Origin of the sequence: Pseudobacillus sp. FSL P4-0506, assembly GCF_038003025.1 — a bacterium.
Taxonomy (GTDB): domain Bacteria; phylum Bacillota; class Bacilli; order Bacillales; family Domibacillaceae; genus Pseudobacillus.
On sequence record NZ_JBBOOI010000001.1, the window covers coordinates 1,777,697 to 1,796,160 of the forward strand.

16 protein-coding genes and 1 tRNA gene are annotated in these 18,464 nt (G+C 42.7%); 16 read left to right on the forward strand and 1 reads right to left on the reverse strand.

Annotated features, from left to right (window positions below):
- Positions 1-23: 23 nt before the first annotated feature.
- From MKZ02_RS08690 to yihA, 15 genes are all read left to right on the forward strand, one after another.
- A complete protein-coding gene (locus MKZ02_RS08690) occupies positions 24-473 on the forward strand; it encodes an acyl-CoA thioesterase (protein ID WP_340853067.1) in 450 nt (149 codons plus the stop codon).
- Positions 474-617: 144 nt separating this feature from the next.
- Positions 618-842: a helix-turn-helix domain-containing protein gene (locus MKZ02_RS08695; protein WP_041097586.1), complete on the forward strand. Its 225-nt coding sequence runs from the start codon at positions 618-620 to the stop codon at positions 840-842.
- A 550-nt stretch (positions 843-1,392) separates the two neighbouring features.
- The gene (locus MKZ02_RS08700; protein ID WP_120033510.1) at positions 1,393-1,842 is read left to right on the forward strand and encodes a MarR family winged helix-turn-helix transcriptional regulator; all 450 of its coding nucleotides are present in this window, start codon (positions 1,393-1,395) and stop codon (positions 1,840-1,842) included.
- Between the two features lie 10 nt (positions 1,843-1,852).
- Positions 1,853-2,653, forward strand: coding sequence for a glutamate racemase (gene racE, locus MKZ02_RS08705; protein WP_120033508.1), 801 nt, complete (start codon positions 1,853-1,855; stop codon positions 2,651-2,653).
- 109 nt (positions 2,654-2,762) lie between these two features.
- Positions 2,763-3,809, forward strand: a complete 1,047-nt coding sequence (locus MKZ02_RS08710; RefSeq protein WP_120033506.1) for a GerMN domain-containing protein — start codon at positions 2,763-2,765, stop codon at positions 3,807-3,809.
- 169 nt (positions 3,810-3,978) lie between these two features.
- Entirely contained in the window at positions 3,979-4,740 is a 762-nt protein-coding gene (rph, locus tag MKZ02_RS08715; RefSeq protein ID WP_340853077.1) for a ribonuclease PH, read from the forward strand.
- Positions 4,737-5,345, forward strand: a complete 609-nt coding sequence (locus MKZ02_RS08720; protein ID WP_340853079.1) for an XTP/dITP diphosphatase — start codon at positions 4,737-4,739, stop codon at positions 5,343-5,345. The genes rph and MKZ02_RS08720 overlap by 4 nt, the downstream gene beginning before the upstream one ends.
- Positions 5,342-5,851, forward strand: coding sequence for a metallophosphoesterase family protein (locus MKZ02_RS08725; protein ID WP_340853081.1), 510 nt, complete (start codon positions 5,342-5,344; stop codon positions 5,849-5,851). The genes MKZ02_RS08720 and MKZ02_RS08725 overlap by 4 nt, the downstream gene beginning before the upstream one ends.
- Before the next feature lie 284 nt (positions 5,852-6,135).
- A tRNA-Arg gene (locus tag MKZ02_RS08730) sits at positions 6,136-6,212 on the forward strand.
- Between the two features lie 224 nt (positions 6,213-6,436).
- Positions 6,437-7,414, forward strand: a complete 978-nt coding sequence (locus tag MKZ02_RS08735; RefSeq protein WP_120033495.1) for a tetratricopeptide repeat protein — start codon at positions 6,437-6,439, stop codon at positions 7,412-7,414.
- A gap of 143 nt (positions 7,415-7,557) precedes the next feature.
- Entirely contained in the window at positions 7,558-8,844 is a 1,287-nt protein-coding gene (tig, locus tag MKZ02_RS08740) for a trigger factor (protein WP_120033493.1), read from the forward strand.
- A 765-nt stretch (positions 8,845-9,609) separates the two neighbouring features.
- A complete protein-coding gene (gene clpX, locus MKZ02_RS08745) occupies positions 9,610-10,872 on the forward strand; it encodes an ATP-dependent protease ATP-binding subunit ClpX (protein ID WP_340853082.1) in 1,263 nt (420 codons plus the stop codon).
- Positions 10,873-11,147: 275 nt separating this feature from the next.
- A complete protein-coding gene (lonB, locus tag MKZ02_RS08750; protein ID WP_340853084.1) occupies positions 11,148-12,818 on the forward strand; it encodes an ATP-dependent protease LonB in 1,671 nt (556 codons plus the stop codon).
- A 244-nt stretch (positions 12,819-13,062) separates the two neighbouring features.
- Positions 13,063-15,393: an endopeptidase La gene (gene lon / locus MKZ02_RS08755; RefSeq protein WP_120033487.1), complete on the forward strand. Its 2,331-nt coding sequence runs from the start codon at positions 13,063-13,065 to the stop codon at positions 15,391-15,393.
- Positions 15,383-15,988 carry a ribosome biogenesis GTP-binding protein YihA/YsxC gene (gene yihA, locus MKZ02_RS08760; RefSeq protein ID WP_120033485.1) on the forward strand — a complete coding sequence of 202 codons (606 nt, stop codon included), beginning with the start codon at positions 15,383-15,385 and terminating at the stop codon, positions 15,986-15,988. The genes lon and yihA overlap by 11 nt, the downstream gene beginning before the upstream one ends.
- Positions 15,989-16,441: 453 nt before the next feature.
- Here the strand turns inward: yihA and MKZ02_RS08765 are convergent, their stop codons facing one another.
- Positions 16,442-16,927 carry a LiaI-LiaF-like domain-containing protein gene (locus MKZ02_RS08765; protein WP_120033483.1) on the reverse strand — a complete coding sequence of 162 codons (486 nt, stop codon included), beginning with the start codon at positions 16,925-16,927 and terminating at the stop codon, positions 16,442-16,444.
- A 182-nt stretch (positions 16,928-17,109) separates the two neighbouring features.
- Here MKZ02_RS08765 and hemA point away from each other — a divergent pair, with 182 nt between their 5' ends.
- Entirely contained in the window at positions 17,110-18,453 is a 1,344-nt protein-coding gene (gene hemA / locus MKZ02_RS08770; protein ID WP_120037843.1) for a glutamyl-tRNA reductase, read from the forward strand.
- Positions 18,454-18,464 lie beyond the last annotated feature (11 nt).

Sequence of the window (18,464 nt, forward strand, 5' to 3'; positions counted from 1 at the left end):
TGTAGAACAAAGGGGGAACAGTGATGAAGAAGTTTTCTTATATTGAAGATTTTGAACAGTGGCAAAAAGGATTCAGCTTTTTTCATCCAATCAAAGTGCGTTTTTCCGAAACTGATATGTTTGGTCATTTAAATAATACAGTGCCGTTTGTTTATTTCGAAGAAGCGCGCATTGAGTTTTTAGCAGCTAGAGGCTTGAAGGATGAATGGCTTAGCCAAAAAAGTGAAAGCATTCCGGTTGTCGCTGATTTACAATGTGATTTTTTAGAACAGGTATTTTTTGGCGAGAAGTTATCCATCGGTGTCAAAGTAGATAGTTTTGGACGTTCTTCCTGTGATATTCATTACAAAGGGACAACAGAAGACGGAAGAGTGTGCTTTGTCGGCAGAGGAACGCTTGTGCAAATTTCTCCAAAGACAGGCAAAGCGATTTCATTCACAACAGAGTTAAAGGAAAAATTACTCGGCCAGTAACCCGATAGAATGATAAAAATAAAAATAACAGGGAATTTTGTGACTCCACTGTCAATTCTCTGTTCCCTCACATATGATACCGTAACGGCCGTTCCATTGATTAAGTGATCAGAAGCTGGCGGAAGCGAGGAGGGTACATGTCAAGTGAGGGAGCATCGCTTTGATCGTAAACCGCTATTAACAAAGAGAGAAAAAGAAGTATTTGAATTGCTCGTGCAGGATCGGACTACAAGAGAAATTGCTGAGGAACTATTTATCAGTGAAAAGACGGTCCGCAACCATATTTCAAATTCCATTCAAAAGCTCGGGGTGAAAGGACGGGCGCAGGCAATCGTTGAATTGCTCAGGATGGGTGAATTAAAGCTTTAAGAAGACAGATGGCGTCCGCTGGACCGCCATCTGTTTTGCCTTTGCGTAAAGCGGCTGTTTTAAAAATATGATCGATAATAAAGCAGCATTCAACTGATAGAATGGCTGCATAAAAACTAGTTAGGGGACCGAAAAGATGTTGATTGCCAGTTTTGCCTCATGCTGTTCGGCTTTATAAGGGCCTATCTATGCTATCGTTAGGAAAACCATCGGATGAGCGGAAAAGCTTAATGAATATCACACCCATTCCTCCGATGAAAAAGGAATAATCGAAAAAATCTGTCCTTTAACAAAGGGAGACCATAAGTCGCTCCACATAAAATAAACCATGTGGCTATAAAGCTAGTTATTTTTTTAAGGATCATTCTCCCTCTCCTCATACGGTGATTTCCATTTAATGAAGAATAAGTATAGTGAGGTAATTGTTATAGCTTGCGTTTTTATGCCTTCTTTACCTTGCATTTTACAAGGAAAAAAGCGAAAATAAACAGGTAAATGAGTTTGTAGGTGTGGTTTTGAAAAAGGGAACGATGAGTAAGGAGTGCAAAACATGGAAGCAGATTTTGAGCAGTCGCTCGACTTCGTCGCGGATATTGAAAAAGAATTACGATACATAAACGGGATTATTAAACAAAAAGGCCGAGAAATATTAAGTGATTACAAGATTACTCCTCCTCAGTTTATTGCTTTGCAATGGTTATTTGAAGAGGGAGATATGACCATTGGAGAGTTGTCCACAAAAATGTTTTTGGCTTTTAGTACAACGACAGACTTAATTGACCGAATGGAGCGAAATAAGCTTGTTGAACGGGTCAAAGATATGAATGATCGCCGGATTGTCCGCATTCATCTGCTAAAAGAAGGTGCGAGCATGATTGAAGAGGTAATAAAGAAGCGCCAGTTGTATGTCCAGCAGATTTTACAAGATTTCAGTGAAGATGAAATCTTGTCTTTAAAAAGCAACCTAGAGAAAATGCATCAGGAAATGAAAGTAAAATGAGGCGAGAAAAGTGAATAGACCGATCGGTGTAATTGATTCGGGAGTAGGCGGCCTGACGGTAGCTAAAGAGATCATGCGCCAGCTTCCAAATGAAACGATTTATTATACGGGAGATACTGCCCGCTGCCCGTATGGTCCAAGGCCGGCAGAGGAAGTTAGCGAATACACTTGGGAGATGACCCGTTTTTTAATAGAAAAGAAGATCAAGATGCTTGTTATTGCGTGTAATACGGCTACGGCGGTTGTGCTCGAAGAAATTCGGACAGCCTTGTCCATTCCAGTTATCGGTGTGATTCACCCAGGAGCAAGAGCGGCTATTAAGCAGACGAGAAACGATCAGATTGGCGTGCTCGGAACGATAGGTACGATAAGAAGCGGTGCTTATGAAAAAATGCTTACTTCGATAAATAAAAAGGCGATTGTTACTTCCCTCGCCTGTCCAAAATTCGTTCCTCTCGTGGAAAGTGGGGAATACAAGGGACCAATGGCTGAAAAGGTTGTGGCAGAGACGCTGACTCCTTTGAAAAATACTAATATTGATACGGTGATTTTAGGATGCACTCATTATCCTCTGCTCGAACCGATTATAGCTAAGTCTCTTGGTGACCGGGTACAGGTTATTAGTTCAGGGGAAGAAACGGCTCGTGAGGTAAGTGCTATTCTTGATTATAAAAAGCTGTTGGCCAAGGACACTCCTCGACTGCCACATGTTTTTTATACAACAGGCTCGAAGGAGTTATTTTACGAAATTGCTTCTGATTGGCTGCAGGAAAAGGAATTACACATCGAAGCGATCCGCTTAGGCAACTAAGCGGTTTTTTTGTTGTCTGTGCTGGTAAGAATAGAAGATTTGGCCAAGCCGGTTCTAAGTTTTCGAAACACCCGTATATTTAGTACAAACAGTTTTAGGAGGGGTAGTTATGCGAAAAAAGAAAACGGCAGCAGTGGCAGTCATTTTGATTTCTTCCGTTTATACAGCTGGCTGCGGATTATGGCCTGAAGAGAAAAAGGAAAAAATTGATCCTCCGCAATCCGTTGTTTATACGGACAGCTTGTCCGGTGAAGAGGGACAGAAAGCCGCGCAGAAAAAAGATATGGTCATGACAGAGTTATACTTAATCGATAAGAATGGCTATGTGGTTTCCCAAACGATGCCGCTTCCAAATACAAAAAGTTTGGCCAAGCAGGCGCTGGAGTATCTGGTAGCAGAGGGGCCTGTATCTAACAGTATTCCCAATGGTTTTCGGGCTGTTTTGCCAGCCGGTACACAAGTGAAGAGCGTAGACATTAAAGAGGGAACTGCAACAGTTGACTTTTCACCTGAATTTAAAGAATATGACGAGGCAGATGAAGAAAGAATTGTTCAATCCATTGCTTGGACATTAACACAATTTGATTCAGTGGAGAGGGTCAAGCTACAGGTGAACGGACAATCGCTTTCAGAAATGCCAGTTGGAAAGATGGCGCTTGATGAAGAGGGACTGACGCGGCAGGCTGGGATTAATATAGATACATCAGGAGTGGTTGACATTATCAATACAAGACCAGTAACTGTATATTATATGGCCCAGGAAGGAGAAGGCTATTATTACGTGCCTGTCACCAAACGTGTAAGTAATGCGGAAGAAGATCAAATTACCGCTATCGTTAAGGAGCTGGCAAAGGGGCCGCGCGCCAATTCAGGTCTTGTAACAGAGTTCTTACCGGAGGCTGAATTACTAGAAAAGCCTGTAATTAAAGAGGGGCGGGTTACCCTGAATTTCAATGAAGCCATTCTTGGGAGCTTTGAAAACAAAATGGTATCCGAGCATATATTAAAATCACTCGCTTTGTCTTTAACGGAAGGAACTCAAATTGAGAGTCTGGCTCTTCAAGTCGGCGGCAGTTCTAATATTACGACTGAACAAGGAAAGCCGCTGAGCAGCTCCGTAACACGGCCGGATGTGGTAAATCCGGTTGATTTGTGAAAGGCTCCCTTCCCTTTAACAGACCGTATATGCAAGTGACTTTTCTGATAATCATCTATCTAACCGTCTGCTGTCAGAGGGCTTAGGTGAATGATTTCTTTTTTATGTCTGAAAGAAAAGTGCTACTATAGGAAGATGCGGACCAAATGAAATAACGGAGGGAATTAGGATGAGATTTGATGGAAGACAAGCACATGAATTGAGAGATGTACATATCGAGACTAATTATTTAAAACATCCAGAAGGATCAGTGCTAATCCAGGTTGGTGACACAAAAGTGATTTGTACAGCGAGCATTGAGGAGCGTGTGCCTCCATTCATGAGAGGGAGCGGAAAGGGCTGGATTTCCGCTGAGTATTCTATGTTGCCGAGGGCCACTGGACAACGAAACATTCGCGAATCCTCCAAAGGAAAAGTATCGGGAAGAACAATGGAAATTCAGCGCCTGATTGGTCGTGCCCTTAGAGCGATTGTAAATTTAGAAGTGATTGGCGAGCGGACCGTTTGGGTTGACTGTGATGTGATTCAAGCAGATGGCGGTACGCGGACAGCTTCTATAAGTGGAGCCTTTGTCGCTTTGACTCTCGCTTTAAATAAGTTGTATGAGGAAAAAGGATTGCCATCGTTTCCGGTTACCGACTTTCTTGCAGCGACAAGCGTGGGAATCGTCCAAGAGCATGGACCTGTGTTAGATTTAAATTACATAGAAGATAGCCAGGCGGAAGTAGACATGAACATAGTGATGACTGGCAACAATGAATTTGTGGAATTACAAGGAACAGGAGAAGAAGCGACGTTTTCTATTAATGATCTACAGCAGCTTTTGGAGCTTGCCCAGACAGGAATAACGAGCTTATTTACTATTCAATCAGCCGCTTTAGGAGAAATTGCCGGGAAAATCGGCAGTCAGGCAAAAGGAGCAGCGGAATGAAAACAGTAATTATAGCAACCAAAAACAAAGGAAAAGCAAAAGAGTTTTCAAGTTTATTTGCAGATTACGGGATGGATGTAAAAACGCTGATTGACTATCCGGCGTTAGCTGATGTGGAAGAAACAGGTGAGACTTTCGAGGAAAACGCCATCCTGAAAGCAAAAACAATATCGAATGAGACGGGACAGCTTGTTATTGCCGATGATTCGGGGTTAAGTATCGACGCACTTGAAGGCCGTCCGGGCGTATACTCCGCACGCTATGCGGGTGCCGATAAGGACGATGAAGCAAATATTCAAAAAGTGCTTGCTGAACTTCAAGGACTGCCGATGGAAAAACGAACAGCCCGTTTTCATTGTGTATTGGCGATTGCCCGTCCAGGCAAAGAAACGGTAACGGTATCAGGAACGTGTGAGGGCAAGATCACAATGATGAAAAAAGGGGAAAATGGCTTTGGGTATGATCCGATCTTTTGGCTGGAGGACTTTGAGAGAACAATGGCAGAATTGCAGCCGGAAGAGAAAAACAGCGTCAGCCACCGTGGAGTGGCTATGAGGAAATTGGGAAGAATGCTTCCAGAACTGATTGGTGGTGAAACTGGATGAAGGCATTAGTAGTGAGTGATAGTCACGGGTGGAGCGAAATTTTGGCAGAGATAAAACAGCGCTATGAAGAAGAAGTGGATGTCTTCATTCATTGTGGAGATTCTGAGCTTAGCGCTGATGATCCTGCTATTGAAGGCTATCTTGTTGTGAGAGGCAATTGCGATGCCGAAGAAGAATTTCCATATGATGTAGTAGAGGGAGTCAAGGGCAAGAGAATATTTATTACTCATGGCCATCGTTATGATGTAAAGATGTCCCTCATGAAATTAACTTATAAGGCACAGGAATATGGAGCAGATTTAACCTTTTTCGGCCACTCTCATATATTAGGAGCAGAAAAGATTGGTGACACCCTCTTCTTAAATCCAGGGAGCATTGCGATGCCGCGCGGCCGGCGTGAGAAAACGTATGCTCTTGTAGAAACGGACAAGCAGCAGGCTGTGATCCGCTTTTTCGATGACACCCATCGGGAATTGACAGAGCTAAGTTGTACATTTTCATTTTAAAAAGTAGGTAGGTATACTTTGCTGGCTTTTCTGTATACAATAAAAGCAGTTATCAGGCGTTTATCCATGGACTTTTTTCATTGGCCGGTTCTATACTCTTGAAAGAAGCGGTCCGGAAAGCTTGATCTTCGCTAACTTTTTGGACCGAACTTCTCTTTTTCATGCAGAATAAGTTTTTTCTATACAATAAAAGAAAAAATTATCAAAAACGCATTGACAATTTTTTTATGGGTTGTTATTATAGTAAATGTCTTACATAACTAGTTCAAAATTTTTTAGAAATTGTCCCAGTAGCTCAGCTGGATAGAGCAACGGCCTTCTAAGCCGTCGGTCGGGAGTTCGAATCTCTCCTGGGACGCCATACATAAGTAAACCAACCTTCCAGGCAATTGCTTGGAAGGTTTTTATTCTGGAATTTATTTTATTATTCTTGCGTGTGTCTCTTATTTTAAGGTGAATGGAACTTTGCTCCTTCGCTCCTGGCTTTTTTTTTCGAAACAGACATGCTACACTTACAGAAATACAGAAAAAGGAATGAAAGCAGTTGCTGTTTTCATAGAGCTAAAGACAATCGGGTGACTGACTATGAAGAAAAAAAAGTGGGATAGAAAAGGAAATGTATTTATTTTTCCAGGAACAGCTCAAGCGCTTATTCAAAAAGGACGAGCGGCACTTGAGAAGAAAGACTATGATGAGGCGGCCTCCTTTTTATCGGAAGCGTTAAAATATCCGCTTGCTGAAGAGGGAGACGTAAAGACAGCCCTTTTATTAGCGCTATACGAAAGCGGCCGTTACGAAAGGGCCTTGGAATTATGCAGTGACATGCTTCATAAAGGTCTTGGGGACTATTATGATGTACTAGATATTTATGTACTCATTCTTATGCAGCAAAAACAATACAATACTATTTTCTCCACGCTGTCAGCTCTCATGGAGGAAAAGCAGCTGCCAGAAAACAAGCGAGACTATTTCGGTAGGCTGCTTGAATTGAGCCAAAAGATGATGGATTCTCCTGAAACAAAGTGGGAAATGTTATTTACTGGCGAAGAAAGCTTACGTGAACAAACGTTGAAATTAATGGAGCTTGCCCATGTAAATATTCATCCATATTATAATGAGCTAAAAGCAATGCTCGAGAAAGAGGATGCCCATCCTTTTCTGCAAACGCTCGTTCTCAATGTGTTAAAAGAGCATGGGATTGAAAAGATGGTCACGGTGAAGAAACTCTGTTTTGTGGGAACGGTTATTCCAGCGCAATTGGTAGATGCCTTTGAGAAGGATTATTTTAAACAAGTGGTTTCTTTTCTTGAGGAAGAGCTGGCCGATAAGGACCCTGTTCAACTGGAGCAGGCGAAAGAAATGGTAAAACGCCATTTTTTTCTTCTATATCCGTTTGAACCGGAAGAAATTTCTCCTGCGGGATGGGCAAAAGCATCGCTCTATCAGCTACGCTCATATTATGAAGGCGCAGGGGTGGTAAAGGAAAATGAGCAGGAAGAGGATGTGCAGCTGAGCCTTAATTTTATAAGAAAACTAGATGAAATTTCTTCACCGATCATGTAGGCTTTTGGTTGAAAGAGAAAAAACGTATGGTATAATGTAAAGGTCATAATGTGTCCTTTTTGTGTAAGAGAAATATACATAGGGCGGCCGAACAACTTATAATGTTCATGATGATCAATTTATAGATTTTTGGAGGGAACTTTATGTCTGCTAAATGGGAAAAGCAAGAAGGGAACCAAGGGGTTCTAACAGTAGAAGTAGATGCGGAAACAGTAAACAACGGTTTAGATGCCGCATTTAAAAAAGTAGTAAAGAATATTAACGTACCTGGTTTCCGTAAAGGAAAAATGCCACGTGCTTTGTTTGAAAAGCGCTTCGGTGTAGAGTCTCTTTATCAAGATGCACTGGATATTATTCTTCCAGAAGCATACGGGAAAGCAGTTGAAGAAGCAGGAATCGATCCTGTTGACCGTCCTGAGATTGACATTGAGCAAATGGAAAAAGGCAAAGAGCTAATTTTCAAAGCGACTGTTACAGTAAAGCCTGAAGTAAAGCTTGGCGAATATAAAGGGCTTGAAGCAGAACAGTTAAGCACAGAAGTAACAGATGAAGACGTTCAGGAAGAACTGACTGCTCTGCAAAAGCGTCATGCTGAACTTGTTGTAAAAGAAGATGGCAAAGTAGAAGATGGCGACACTGTTGTCCTTGACTTTGAAGGTTCTGTTAATGGAGAAGTGTTTGAAGGCGGTACAGCAGAAAACTATTCTTTAGTAATCGGCTCTGGCACGTTTATTCCTGGGTTTGAAGAGCAGTTGATCGGCGTAGCTTCTGGTGAAGAGAAAGAGGTAGAAGTTACTTTCCCTGAAGAGTACCATGCAGAAGAGCTTGCAGGCAAACCAGCTGTATTCAAGGTGAAAATTCACGAAATCAAAGCACAAGAGCTTCCTGAACTGAATGATGAATTTGCAAAAGAAACAGATGAAGATGTGGAAACACTTGATGAATTGAAAGCGAAAATCCGCACTCGCCTTGAAGAGCAAAAGAAAACAGCTGCAGAACAAACACTTCGTGATACGCTTGTAGAAAAAGCAGCTGCGAATGCTGAAATCGATGTACCAGAAGTGATGGTTGAAAATGAAATCGACCGCATGCTTCAAGAGTTCACACAAAATCTTTCAATGCAAGGAATGAACCTTGACCTGTATTATCAATTCTCTGGTCAAAGTGAAGCAGACCTTCGCGGACAAATGAAAGAGAATGCAGAAACACGCGTACGCACAAGCTTGACGCTTGAAGCGATTGCAGATGCAGAAAACTTAGAAGCAACGGAAGAAGATACAGAAAAAGAATTAAGCAAAATGGCAGAGCAATTTAATTTGTCCGTAGAAGATATCAAAAAAGCATTGGGCAACTTAGATGGCATGCAGGCTGACTTGAAAATTCGCAAAGCAATCGAATTTCTTGTGGAAAACAGCAAAACTAGTGCATAATAATAGATAAAGGTAGACAAGGCGCGAACTGCTCGTGCCTTGTTTTCTACCTACTTGTTTTACTATCATACATATGAATTCTATAGGGATAGGGAAATAACAAGCTGCAATGATACTCTTTGCAGCGTTTGATTTCATCTTCCTAAATAGATAAAGCTTGACAAGAAAATGTGAAAAAATGTTTTAGTAATAGTCAAGCTGGTAACACATTATATATACAAAAGACCTTTTGTTTTTTGAACAGAGAAAAATGTGGTACAATGCAATACATAACTTTTTTACAAAGAGCCAACGGCGCTCGTTCAGTATGTGCGTTGATGCTTGTAGCTGAACAGGGGAAGAGAGAATAATTACCTGTCCCGCCGCAGCAAACCATTAAAGCTGGATAGGGCAAATAAACAGCGAAGCGTGCCTGTTAGAGAAGAGAAACAAATGTCGTTTTCAAAAAAAGACGTCTGTTTACTCTGAAGGAATGGAGCGTTGCAGCTGGACAGAAAAGCGAAGCCGACTGTATGGGAGCGACAAGCATAAGGCAGGCCGGAGGAGCGGCGCTTTCTAGCCGCACAGCCGGACCGGCTCATGACCTCGAGTTCCAGGGAGGCGTAGCTGGACACAAAAAGCAAAAGGCGCTCGATTAGTGTGATAACGGATTAGGGCTCTGGATGAGGAGTCGCTTTTCAGACTCCGACAGAGGGAGCGAAATCAGTGTATGCGCTAGCGCCTGTAGCTGGACAAGCGATTATTATTTATAAGGGGTGAAACACATTGTTCAAGTTTAACGATGAAAAAGGACAGCTAAAATGTTCTTTCTGTGGTAAAACACAGGATCAAGTGCGCAAACTTGTAGCTGGTCCCGGTGTATATATATGTGATGAGTGTATCGAGCTTTGCACTGAAATAGTGGAGGAAGAGCTTGGCACTGAGGAAGAAGTAGAATTTAAAGATGTACCGAAGCCGATGGAAATTCGTGATATTTTAGATGATTATGTTATTGGGCAAGAACGTGCTAAAAAGTCGCTCGCTGTAGCTGTTTATAATCACTATAAACGTATTAATTCCAACAGCAAGGTGGACGATGTTGAGCTGGCTAAGAGTAATATTTGTTTAATCGGGCCAACAGGAAGCGGGAAAACGCTCCTTGCTCAAACGCTTGCACGTATTCTAGATGTTCCATTTGCGATTGCTGATGCTACCTCTTTAACAGAGGCAGGCTATGTGGGGGAAGATGTGGAAAATATTCTTCTCAAACTGATCCAAGCGGCTGACTATGACGTGGAGAAAGCAGAAAAAGGCATCATTTATATCGATGAAATTGATAAAGTGGCACGTAAATCTGAAAATCCGTCCATTACGCGTGATGTTTCCGGTGAAGGTGTACAGCAGGCTCTTTTGAAAATTTTAGAAGGAACTGTGGCAAGTGTCCCTCCACAAGGTGGACGAAAGCATCCTCATCAAGAATTTATCCAAATTGATACGACAAACATTCTTTTTATTTGCGGGGGAGCATTTGATGGAGTGGAGCAAATTATTAAACGCCGCCTTGGCCAAAAGGTCATTGGCTTCGGCTTTGAAACGAAGCAGGAAGAGGCGGCAGATGGCTCTCTTTTATCTAAATTAGTACCGGAAGATCTTCTTAAATTTGGACTGATCCCTGAATTTATTGGTCGTCTTCCAGTTATTGCGAGCCTTGAGCAGCTTGACGAAGAAGCGCTCGTTGAAATTTTAACGAAGCCAAAAAATGCGCTCGTTAAGCAATATCAAAAAATGATGGAACTGGATGAAGTCGACCTTGAATTTGACGAGGGAGCACTTCGTGAGATTGCCAAGAAGGCGATCGAACGCAAAACAGGTGCCCGTGGGCTCCGTTCCATTATTGAAAGCATCATGCTCGATGTGATGTATGACTTGCCTTCTCGAGAGGATATTAAGACATGTGTCATCACAAAGGAGACCGTTCTTGACAATGCTGCACCAAGATTGCTTGGAGAAAATGGACAAAAGATAGATTTGACGAAAACATCCGCTTAAGCAGGGAAGCACCAGGCGAAAAGTAAGAAAAAAATAAACTAAATGAAAAAACAGGACAGCTTAGGATGAGAAGGCTGTCCTGTTTTTTCCGTGGAGAGAAGAACTTCCGGATGAATTGCTGTTTATGAGTATCAAAATGAGGCGATACTGGCGAATAAGAAAACGGTTGATTAACAATTAAAGGGAAGCAGTCGAATGAACAGAAGACCGTAAACCTTTGGAGAAAAGTCAGCCGTCAATGCAGGGTTCACTTTGCTGGTATGGGAGGATACGATATGAATTGGACAGCAATTGCAATCGCGGGTCAGCTTGTGTTTGGGCTGATTATCAGTCTTTATTTTCTCACGATGCTCAAAAAACAGCATACGAGCAGAATAACGATTGACAAGGAATCGAAAAAGGAAATGGAAGCTATGGGAAAAATGCGGGCAATTTCTTTGACAAAGCCGCTTGCTGAAAAAATCCGTCCGCAAAATTTTTCAGATATCATTGGTCAGGAAGAAGGCATTAAAGCATTGCGAGCAGCTCTTTGCGGCGCCCATCCACAGCATGTCATCATTTATGGGCCGCCGGGAGTGGGGAAAACAGCAGCGGCCCGTCTCGTGCTTGAGGAAGCAAAAAAGAATAAGCGCTCTCCGTTTGCTCCGTCTGCAGTGTTTGTGGAACTGGATGCCACTACAGCCCGGTTTGATGAGAGAGGCATTGCTGATCCGCTTATCGGCTCTGTACACGACCCGATTTATCAAGGGGCTGGTGCTCTTGGGCAGGCAGGTATTCCTCAGCCTAAAAAAGGGGCAGTAAGCAATGCACACGGCGGTATTTTGTTTATTGATGAAATTGGGGAATTGCACCCTATTCAGATGAACAAGCTATTAAAAGTGTTAGAGGATCGAAAAGTACTTCTTGAGAGCGTGTACTATAGTGAGGAAAATGATAATATTCCAAGACACATCCATGATATTTTTAAGAAGGGACTGCCAGCGGATTTTCGATTGATTGGTGCAACGACTAAACAGCCCGAGGAAATCCCAGCTGCCATTCGTTCTCGCTGTCAAGAAGTGTATTTCAATGAATTAGATAATAAACATTTAACAGATATCGCTCGTAAAGCTGCCGAAAAGGCGGGGATGAATCTCTCTGAAAAAGGACTAGCTCTGATCGCTGGGCATACCCGTAACGGCCGGGAAGCTGTAAACCTTGTACAGATGGCTTCCGGCCTAGCGATGATGGAGAATCGAAAAGAAATATACAATGAGGAAGTGGAATGGGTGATCCGCTCAAGCCGACTAGCACCAAAATGGGAATCGCGGATTCCTGAAGAGTCAAGAATTGGTCTGATTAATGGACTAGCTGTAACCGGGCCAAACAGTGGAGCTCTTCTTAGTATTGAGGCCGCTGTTCTTTCTGCGGCAGACAAAGGGACAGTAACAGTGACTGGGATTGTTGAAGAAGAAACATTCAACCAGCCAGCAAAATCAATCAAACGAAAGAGCATGGCCAAAGGGTCAGTAGACAATGCGGTGACCGTTCTAAAATCGTTGGGTGTGCCGGTGGAGCAGTTTGATATTTTTGTTAACTTTCCCGGAGGCATGCCTGTAGATGGCCCGTCTGCCGGAGCGGCGATAGCACTATCCATTTATTCAGCAATATACAATCATCCGGCGGATCGAACAGCAGCGATTACGGGAGAAATCGGCCTCCACGGGCAGATAAAACCGGTCGGGGGAGTTTTACAAAAAGTGATAGCCGCTAAAGAAGCGGGGGCAAAAAAGGTGCTTTTTCCAAAAGAAAATGACACACTTCTTTTAGAGAAAGTGGAAGGGGTGGAGCTCATTCCAGTTTCCCAGCTTAAAGAAGCATTTGATCATTTCTTTGATAAGCAGGCAGAACAGAAAGGACTCGTTCAGCCGGGGAATATTTTATCGAAGGAAAAGAAATCAATATAGCATAGCAGAAGAAAGGCTGCCTTATAAAGTGATCATTTTTTTACTTTTAAGGCAGCCCTGTTGTTTGTTTTCTGCCAAAGTGAGGAATAGGTAAAAAGACGGGAAGGTGATATCCCGTTCAATAATGGACACTCCTATTTAAATAAGATAAGATTGTACAAAACACCTATTTTGCGGCAGAAAGCGTAAAAGAGAGAACAGGCAGCTATTTCGCCTGATGTTTGAAGTGATGGAGGTTATGTTTATGAGTAATCAAACTGTTCACACTGTGCCCCTCCTGCCACTCCGGGGATTATTAGTGTACCCTACAATGGTTCTGCACCTGGATGTTGGCCGTGATCGCTCGATCGAGGCGTTGGAGCAGGCAATGCTAGACAATCATTTGATTTTTTTATCCACTCAAAAAGATTCCAATATAGACGATCCTTTACGAGAGGATTTGTTTGAAACAGGAACATTAACGAAAGTAAAACAAATGTTGAAGCTACCAAATGGAACCATCCGTGTACTCGTTGAGGGCCTAAACCGCGCGGTTATTAAGCAGCTTGATGATAAAGAAACTTTTTATTTGGCAACAGTTGAAGTGCACGAGGACGATGCAGCAAAAGATATAGAAACTGAAGCGCTGATGCGCACACTGCTGGAGTACTTTGAACAGTATATCAAGCTGTCGAAGAAAATTTCTGCAGAAACCTATTCTACGGTAGCCGATATTGACGAACCGGGCCGGTTGGCCGATATCATTGCTTCTCACTTGCCGATTAAAATGAAAGATAAACAAGAGATTCTTGAGACGTTTGATGTAAAGAACCGTCTTAACCGAATCATTGATTTATTAAATAACGAAAAGCAAGTGTTGAATTTAGAGAAGAAAATCGGTCAGCGTGTGAAAACATCTATGGAGCGCACACAAAAAGAATATTTTCTGCGTGAGCAAATGAAGGCAATTCAGCAGGAGCTGGGCGATAAAGAAGGAAAAACCGGTGAAGTCGAGGAGCTGTTGAAACGAATCGAAGAAGCGGACATGCCTGAGCATGTGAAAAAGACCGCCTTAAAGGAATTGAATCGTTATGAGAAAATTCCTTCAAGCGCGGCAGAAAGTGCCGTTATCCGCAACTATCTTGAATGGCTCGTTACACTGCCGTGGACGAAAGCGACGAAAGATGACCTGGATATCGAAAAAGCAGAAGCCATTTTAAATCGAGATCATTATGGATTGGAAAAAGTGAAAGAGCGTGTGCTTGAATATTTGGCTGTTCAGCAGCTTACCCAGTCTCTTAAAGGGCCTATTCTTTGTTTAGCAGGACCGCCAGGGGTCGGTAAAACATCATTGGCACGCTCCATTGCCGAATCACTTGGCAGAAACTTTGTCCGGATTTCTCTTGGCGGCGTGCGTGACGAATCAGAAATCCGCGGCCACCGCCGCACATATGTCGGAGCCATGCCTGGCCGGATTATTCAAGGTATGAAAAAAGCAGAGACAATTAACCCAGTCTTTTTACTTGATGAAATTGATAAAATGTCAAGTGACTTTAGAGGCGATCCGTCCGCAGCCATGCTCGAAGTGCTGGACCCTGAGCAAAACTTTAACTTTAGTGATCATTACATTGAAGAAACATACGACTTATCGAAAGTGATGTTCATTGCGACAGCTAATGACCTGGCAACGATCCCAGGCCCTCTTCGCGACCGGATGGAAATCATTACAATTGCGGGCTATACGGAGCTGGAGAAAATTCATATTGCAAAATCCCATTTGCTTCCGAAGCAAGTGGAGGAGCATGGGCTCACAAAATCTCAGCTTCAGGTAAGGGATGATGCGATTCAAGATGTGGTCCGTTATTATACACGTGAAGCGGGCGTTCGTAGCCTTGAGCGTCAGCTTGCAGCAATTTGCCGAAAAACAGCCAAAATGATCGTCTCGGAGGAAAAAAAGCGTGTAGTCGTAACGAGTAAGAACTTGGAAGAATTTTTAGGAAAGCGAATCTTCCGCTATGGACAGGCTGAAACGGTTAACCAGGTTGGTGTAGCCAACGGACTGGCTTATACAGCTTCCGGCGGAGATACACTGCAAATAGAAGTGTCCTTGTCCCCAGGAAAAGGCAAGCTAATCTTAACTGGGAAGCTCGGGGACGTAATGAAAGAATCCGCACAGGCTGCATTCAGTTATGTTCGTTCCAAGGCCGAAGAACTGAATATTGAAGCTGACTTCCACGAGAAATATGACATTCATATTCACGTCCCGGAAGGCGCTGTGCCAAAGGATGGCCCATCTGCCGGCATTACAATGGCTACGGCGCTCGTCTCAGCATTAACAGCCCGTCCAATTCGTCGGGAAGTTGGAATGACCGGTGAAATCACTCTTCGTGGCCGTGTGCTGCCCATTGGCGGTGTGAAAGAAAAATCGCTTGGTGCCCATAGAGCCGGGCTCAAAACAATTATCCTGCCACAGGATAATGAGAAAGATATTGAAGATGTGCCAGAAAGTGTGCGCAACGATTTAACATACATTCTTGCCTCTCACATGGATGATGTATTAAAAGTTGCGCTGACAGGAGAAAATTATGAAGGTTAATCAAGTAGAACTTGTTATCAGTGCAGTAAAACCAGCACAATATCCGGAAGGTTCTCTTCCGGAATTTGCGCTAGCTGGACGCTCTAATGTAGGAAAGTCCTCTTTTATTAATAAAATGATTCAGCGTAAAAGCATGGCTCGGATCTCATCTAAGCCGGGAAAAACACAGACGCTCAATTTTTATAAAATTGAGGAGTCACTTTATTTTGTTGATGTACCGGGATATGGATTTGCGAAAGTTTCCAAAAAAGAACGGGAATCATGGGGCAAAATGATTGAAACGTATTTAACGACAAGGGAACAGTTGCGGGCATGTGTGCTGATTGTTGACTTGAGGCACTCTCCGACAGAAGACGATGTCATGATGTATAATTTTTTAAAGCATTATGAAATCCCTGTTGTGGTCGTGGCCACTAAAGCCGACAAAATACCAAAAGGCAAGTGGCAAAAGCATTTAAAGGTAGTGAAAGAAGCGCTCGAATTTGAACCGACAGACGATATCGTTATTTTCTCTTCTGAAACTGGACAGGGAAAAGACGAAGCGTGGAGTGTTATTCATAAAAGAATGAAGAAAGCAAAGCTGTCCGCTGAATAGTGGGCAGCTTTTTGTTCGGAGAAAAAGCGACAGACTGCCAGCTTGTTGCCGAGAAACGTGAACCTTGGCGCTATATCTTTGAAAAGAATAGACATCCTGCCAAACAGGTGAGAGAAGACCAGTTTCTTAAATGAAAGTCTCTGTTAAAGAGGAATATTGTTTTTTCAATAGTTGATTGTAGCGGAAGGTGGCGACTCCAGGAAAGATCAACAGAGCCAAGCAAAAAAAAAGAGGAATTCCTATGAAAGAAATTCCATCTAAAGGCAGCAGCTGTGTTTTCTTTAAATCTTTTATAAAAGGACTTAAGAAGGATAAAGTGATACCGAACAAGGGAATAGAAGGAAGGGTAGCCCGTTAAATAGACCTAATAAAAGTGTGGCGGGCTGCTGCAGTTTTAAAAGGGCTTTAAAGTATGTATTTGGGTGGTCTGGTTTCCTTCTCTATTCGCTCAATTTATTTCTTTTTCACAAATAGTAAATAACCGCCAATGACAATTAGAATAACAGGCCAAAATTGCCAGAGGGAGAGCGCTCGATTCTCAAGCAAGCCAAGCCACTCGATTACTTTATCATAAAAGAGGGTGATAACGGCAAGAATAAGAAATAGCAATCCTTGAAACAGACCGTTTCTCGTTTTCTGATACTGAAGCAAGAATCCGAGTGCAATGATTAAGATAAAGACGCCAGTGTCATTAGACCAAAAGCCAAAATGATTCACCACATGAAAGTGAACACCAAAGCCTGTCAGAATAACACCGGGCAAAATATTATTCCCTTCTTTGCCGCTGTAAGCGTCCGCTAAGAACGCAAGTCCGATAACAATCAAAAGTGTTGGCCAGCTTAAAAAGGGCTGAAACCAGACGATAGCAGCCTGCTGCAAAAAGAAATATAAACCGAATCCGATTAAAATGGTTCCCGGAAAAATTCGCTGCTGCTTCATAAATAGTTTCCCCGCTTTCCATATTCCTAACTTGAATCTTAGTTCTTATTTTGTTACGCTTGCTATTGGGTTTAAAAAGGTTTATTGGTTTTAATGTTAGCATATGTTCACAATTTGTGAATAAGGAAAATTTGTTCCGTGTTATAATGAATATAACAGATTTTTATGGGGGTGCTGAGAACGTGCATATTATTGTGGTGGGACTAAACTACAAAACAGCCCCAGTGGAGATACGTGAACGATTATCTTTTCAGGACACGGACTTAGAAAAAGCCATGTCAGAGCTCCGTAAGCAAAAAAGCATTTTGGAAAATGTCATTCTTTCCACTTGCAACCGGACAGAAATTTATGCGGTCGTCGATCAGCTCCATACAGGGCGTTATTATATTAAACATTTCTTATCTGAATGGTTTAACATGGAAAAGGAAGAATTCACTCCTTTTCTATTTATTCATGAGCAGGAAGCGGCAGTCGAGCACTTGTTGAAAGTAACAAGTGGATTGAATTCCATGGTCCTTGGCGAGACGCAAATTTTGGGACAAGTTCGTTCGAGCTTTTTAAGAAGCCAGGAGATTGAGGCAACGGGCACGGTCTTTAATCATTTATTCAAACAAGCCATCACACTGGCCAAGAAAGCGCATGCGGAAACGGAAATTGGCGCGAATGCGGTATCTGTCAGCTATGCGGCTGTAGAGCTCGCTAAGAAGATTTTCGGCAGTCTTTCCGGCAAGCACGTGCTTGTTGTTGGTGCTGGCAAAATGGGTGAGCTTGCCATTCAAAATCTGCATGGCAGCGGAGCTACAAAAGTGACAGTTGTGAACCGGACGTTTGAAAAAGCAGTTGCGCTTGCTGAGAAATTTGACGGCAATGCCAAAACTTTGGCAGAGCTTCAATGTGCTCTCGTGGAAGCCGATATTTTAATCAGTTCTACGGGCTCAAGCGGCTATGTTATTACGAAAGAAAGAATGGCCGTCGTGGAAAAAATGCGTAAAGGAAAACCATTGTTTATGGTTGATATCGCTGTTCCGCGTGATCTTGATCCGGCTATTTCTGATCTGGAAAGTGTTTTTCTTTATGATATCGATGATCTGGAAGGCATTGTACAAGCAAACATGGCAGAGCGTCAGAAAGCGGCTGAAAAGATTGAATTGATGATCGAAGCAGAAATCGTCGCTTTTAACGATTGGATTAATATGCTGGGAGTCGTTCCGGTTATTTCCGCTCTTCGTCAAAAAGCGCTTGCCATCCAGGCAGAAACAATGGTCAGCATCGAACGAAAAATGCCTAACCTAACAGATCGTGAACGAAAAGTATTAAACAAGCATACAAAAAGTATTATTAATCAGCTGTTAAAGGATCCAATTTTACAGGCGAAGGAACTCGCTGGGGATAAACGTTCGGCTGAAAAGCTGGCTCTGTTTACACAAATCTTTAACATTGAAGAAGAAGTGAAAGCAGAGAAGCAGGTAAAAACAGCGGAACAGTCTACCCAGCAGATTCAGACAAAGCCATTATTCCAAGTGTAAGCGGGGTTACT

Excerpts from the sequence above, each read along its gene's own strand:
- MKZ02_RS08765 (WP_120033483.1), bottom strand. The coding sequence starts at position 16,927 with ATGAAGCAGCAGCGAATTTTTCCGGGAACCATTTTAATCGGATTCGGT.
- lonB (WP_340853084.1), top strand. The coding sequence starts at position 11,148 with ATGAATTGGACAGCAATTGCAATCGCGGGTCAGCTTGTGTTTGGGCTG.
- yihA (WP_120033485.1), top strand. The coding sequence starts at position 15,383 with ATGAAGGTTAATCAAGTAGAACTTGTTATCAGTGCAGTAAAACCAGCA.
- MKZ02_RS08720 (WP_340853079.1), top strand. The coding sequence starts at position 4,737 with ATGAAAACAGTAATTATAGCAACCAAAAACAAAGGAAAAGCAAAAGAG.
- MKZ02_RS08710 (WP_120033506.1), top strand. The coding sequence starts at position 2,763 with ATGCGAAAAAAGAAAACGGCAGCAGTGGCAGTCATTTTGATTTCTTCC.
- MKZ02_RS08725 (WP_340853081.1), top strand. The coding sequence starts at position 5,342 with ATGAAGGCATTAGTAGTGAGTGATAGTCACGGGTGGAGCGAAATTTTG.
- lon (WP_120033487.1), top strand. The coding sequence starts at position 13,063 with ATGAGTAATCAAACTGTTCACACTGTGCCCCTCCTGCCACTCCGGGGA.
- rph (WP_340853077.1), top strand. The coding sequence starts at position 3,979 with ATGAGATTTGATGGAAGACAAGCACATGAATTGAGAGATGTACATATC.
- tig (WP_120033493.1), top strand. The coding sequence starts at position 7,558 with ATGTCTGCTAAATGGGAAAAGCAAGAAGGGAACCAAGGGGTTCTAACA.
- MKZ02_RS08690 (WP_340853067.1), top strand. The coding sequence starts at position 24 with ATGAAGAAGTTTTCTTATATTGAAGATTTTGAACAGTGGCAAAAAGGA.
- MKZ02_RS08735 (WP_120033495.1), top strand. The coding sequence starts at position 6,437 with ATGAAGAAAAAAAAGTGGGATAGAAAAGGAAATGTATTTATTTTTCCA.
- MKZ02_RS08700 (WP_120033510.1), top strand. The coding sequence starts at position 1,393 with ATGGAAGCAGATTTTGAGCAGTCGCTCGACTTCGTCGCGGATATTGAA.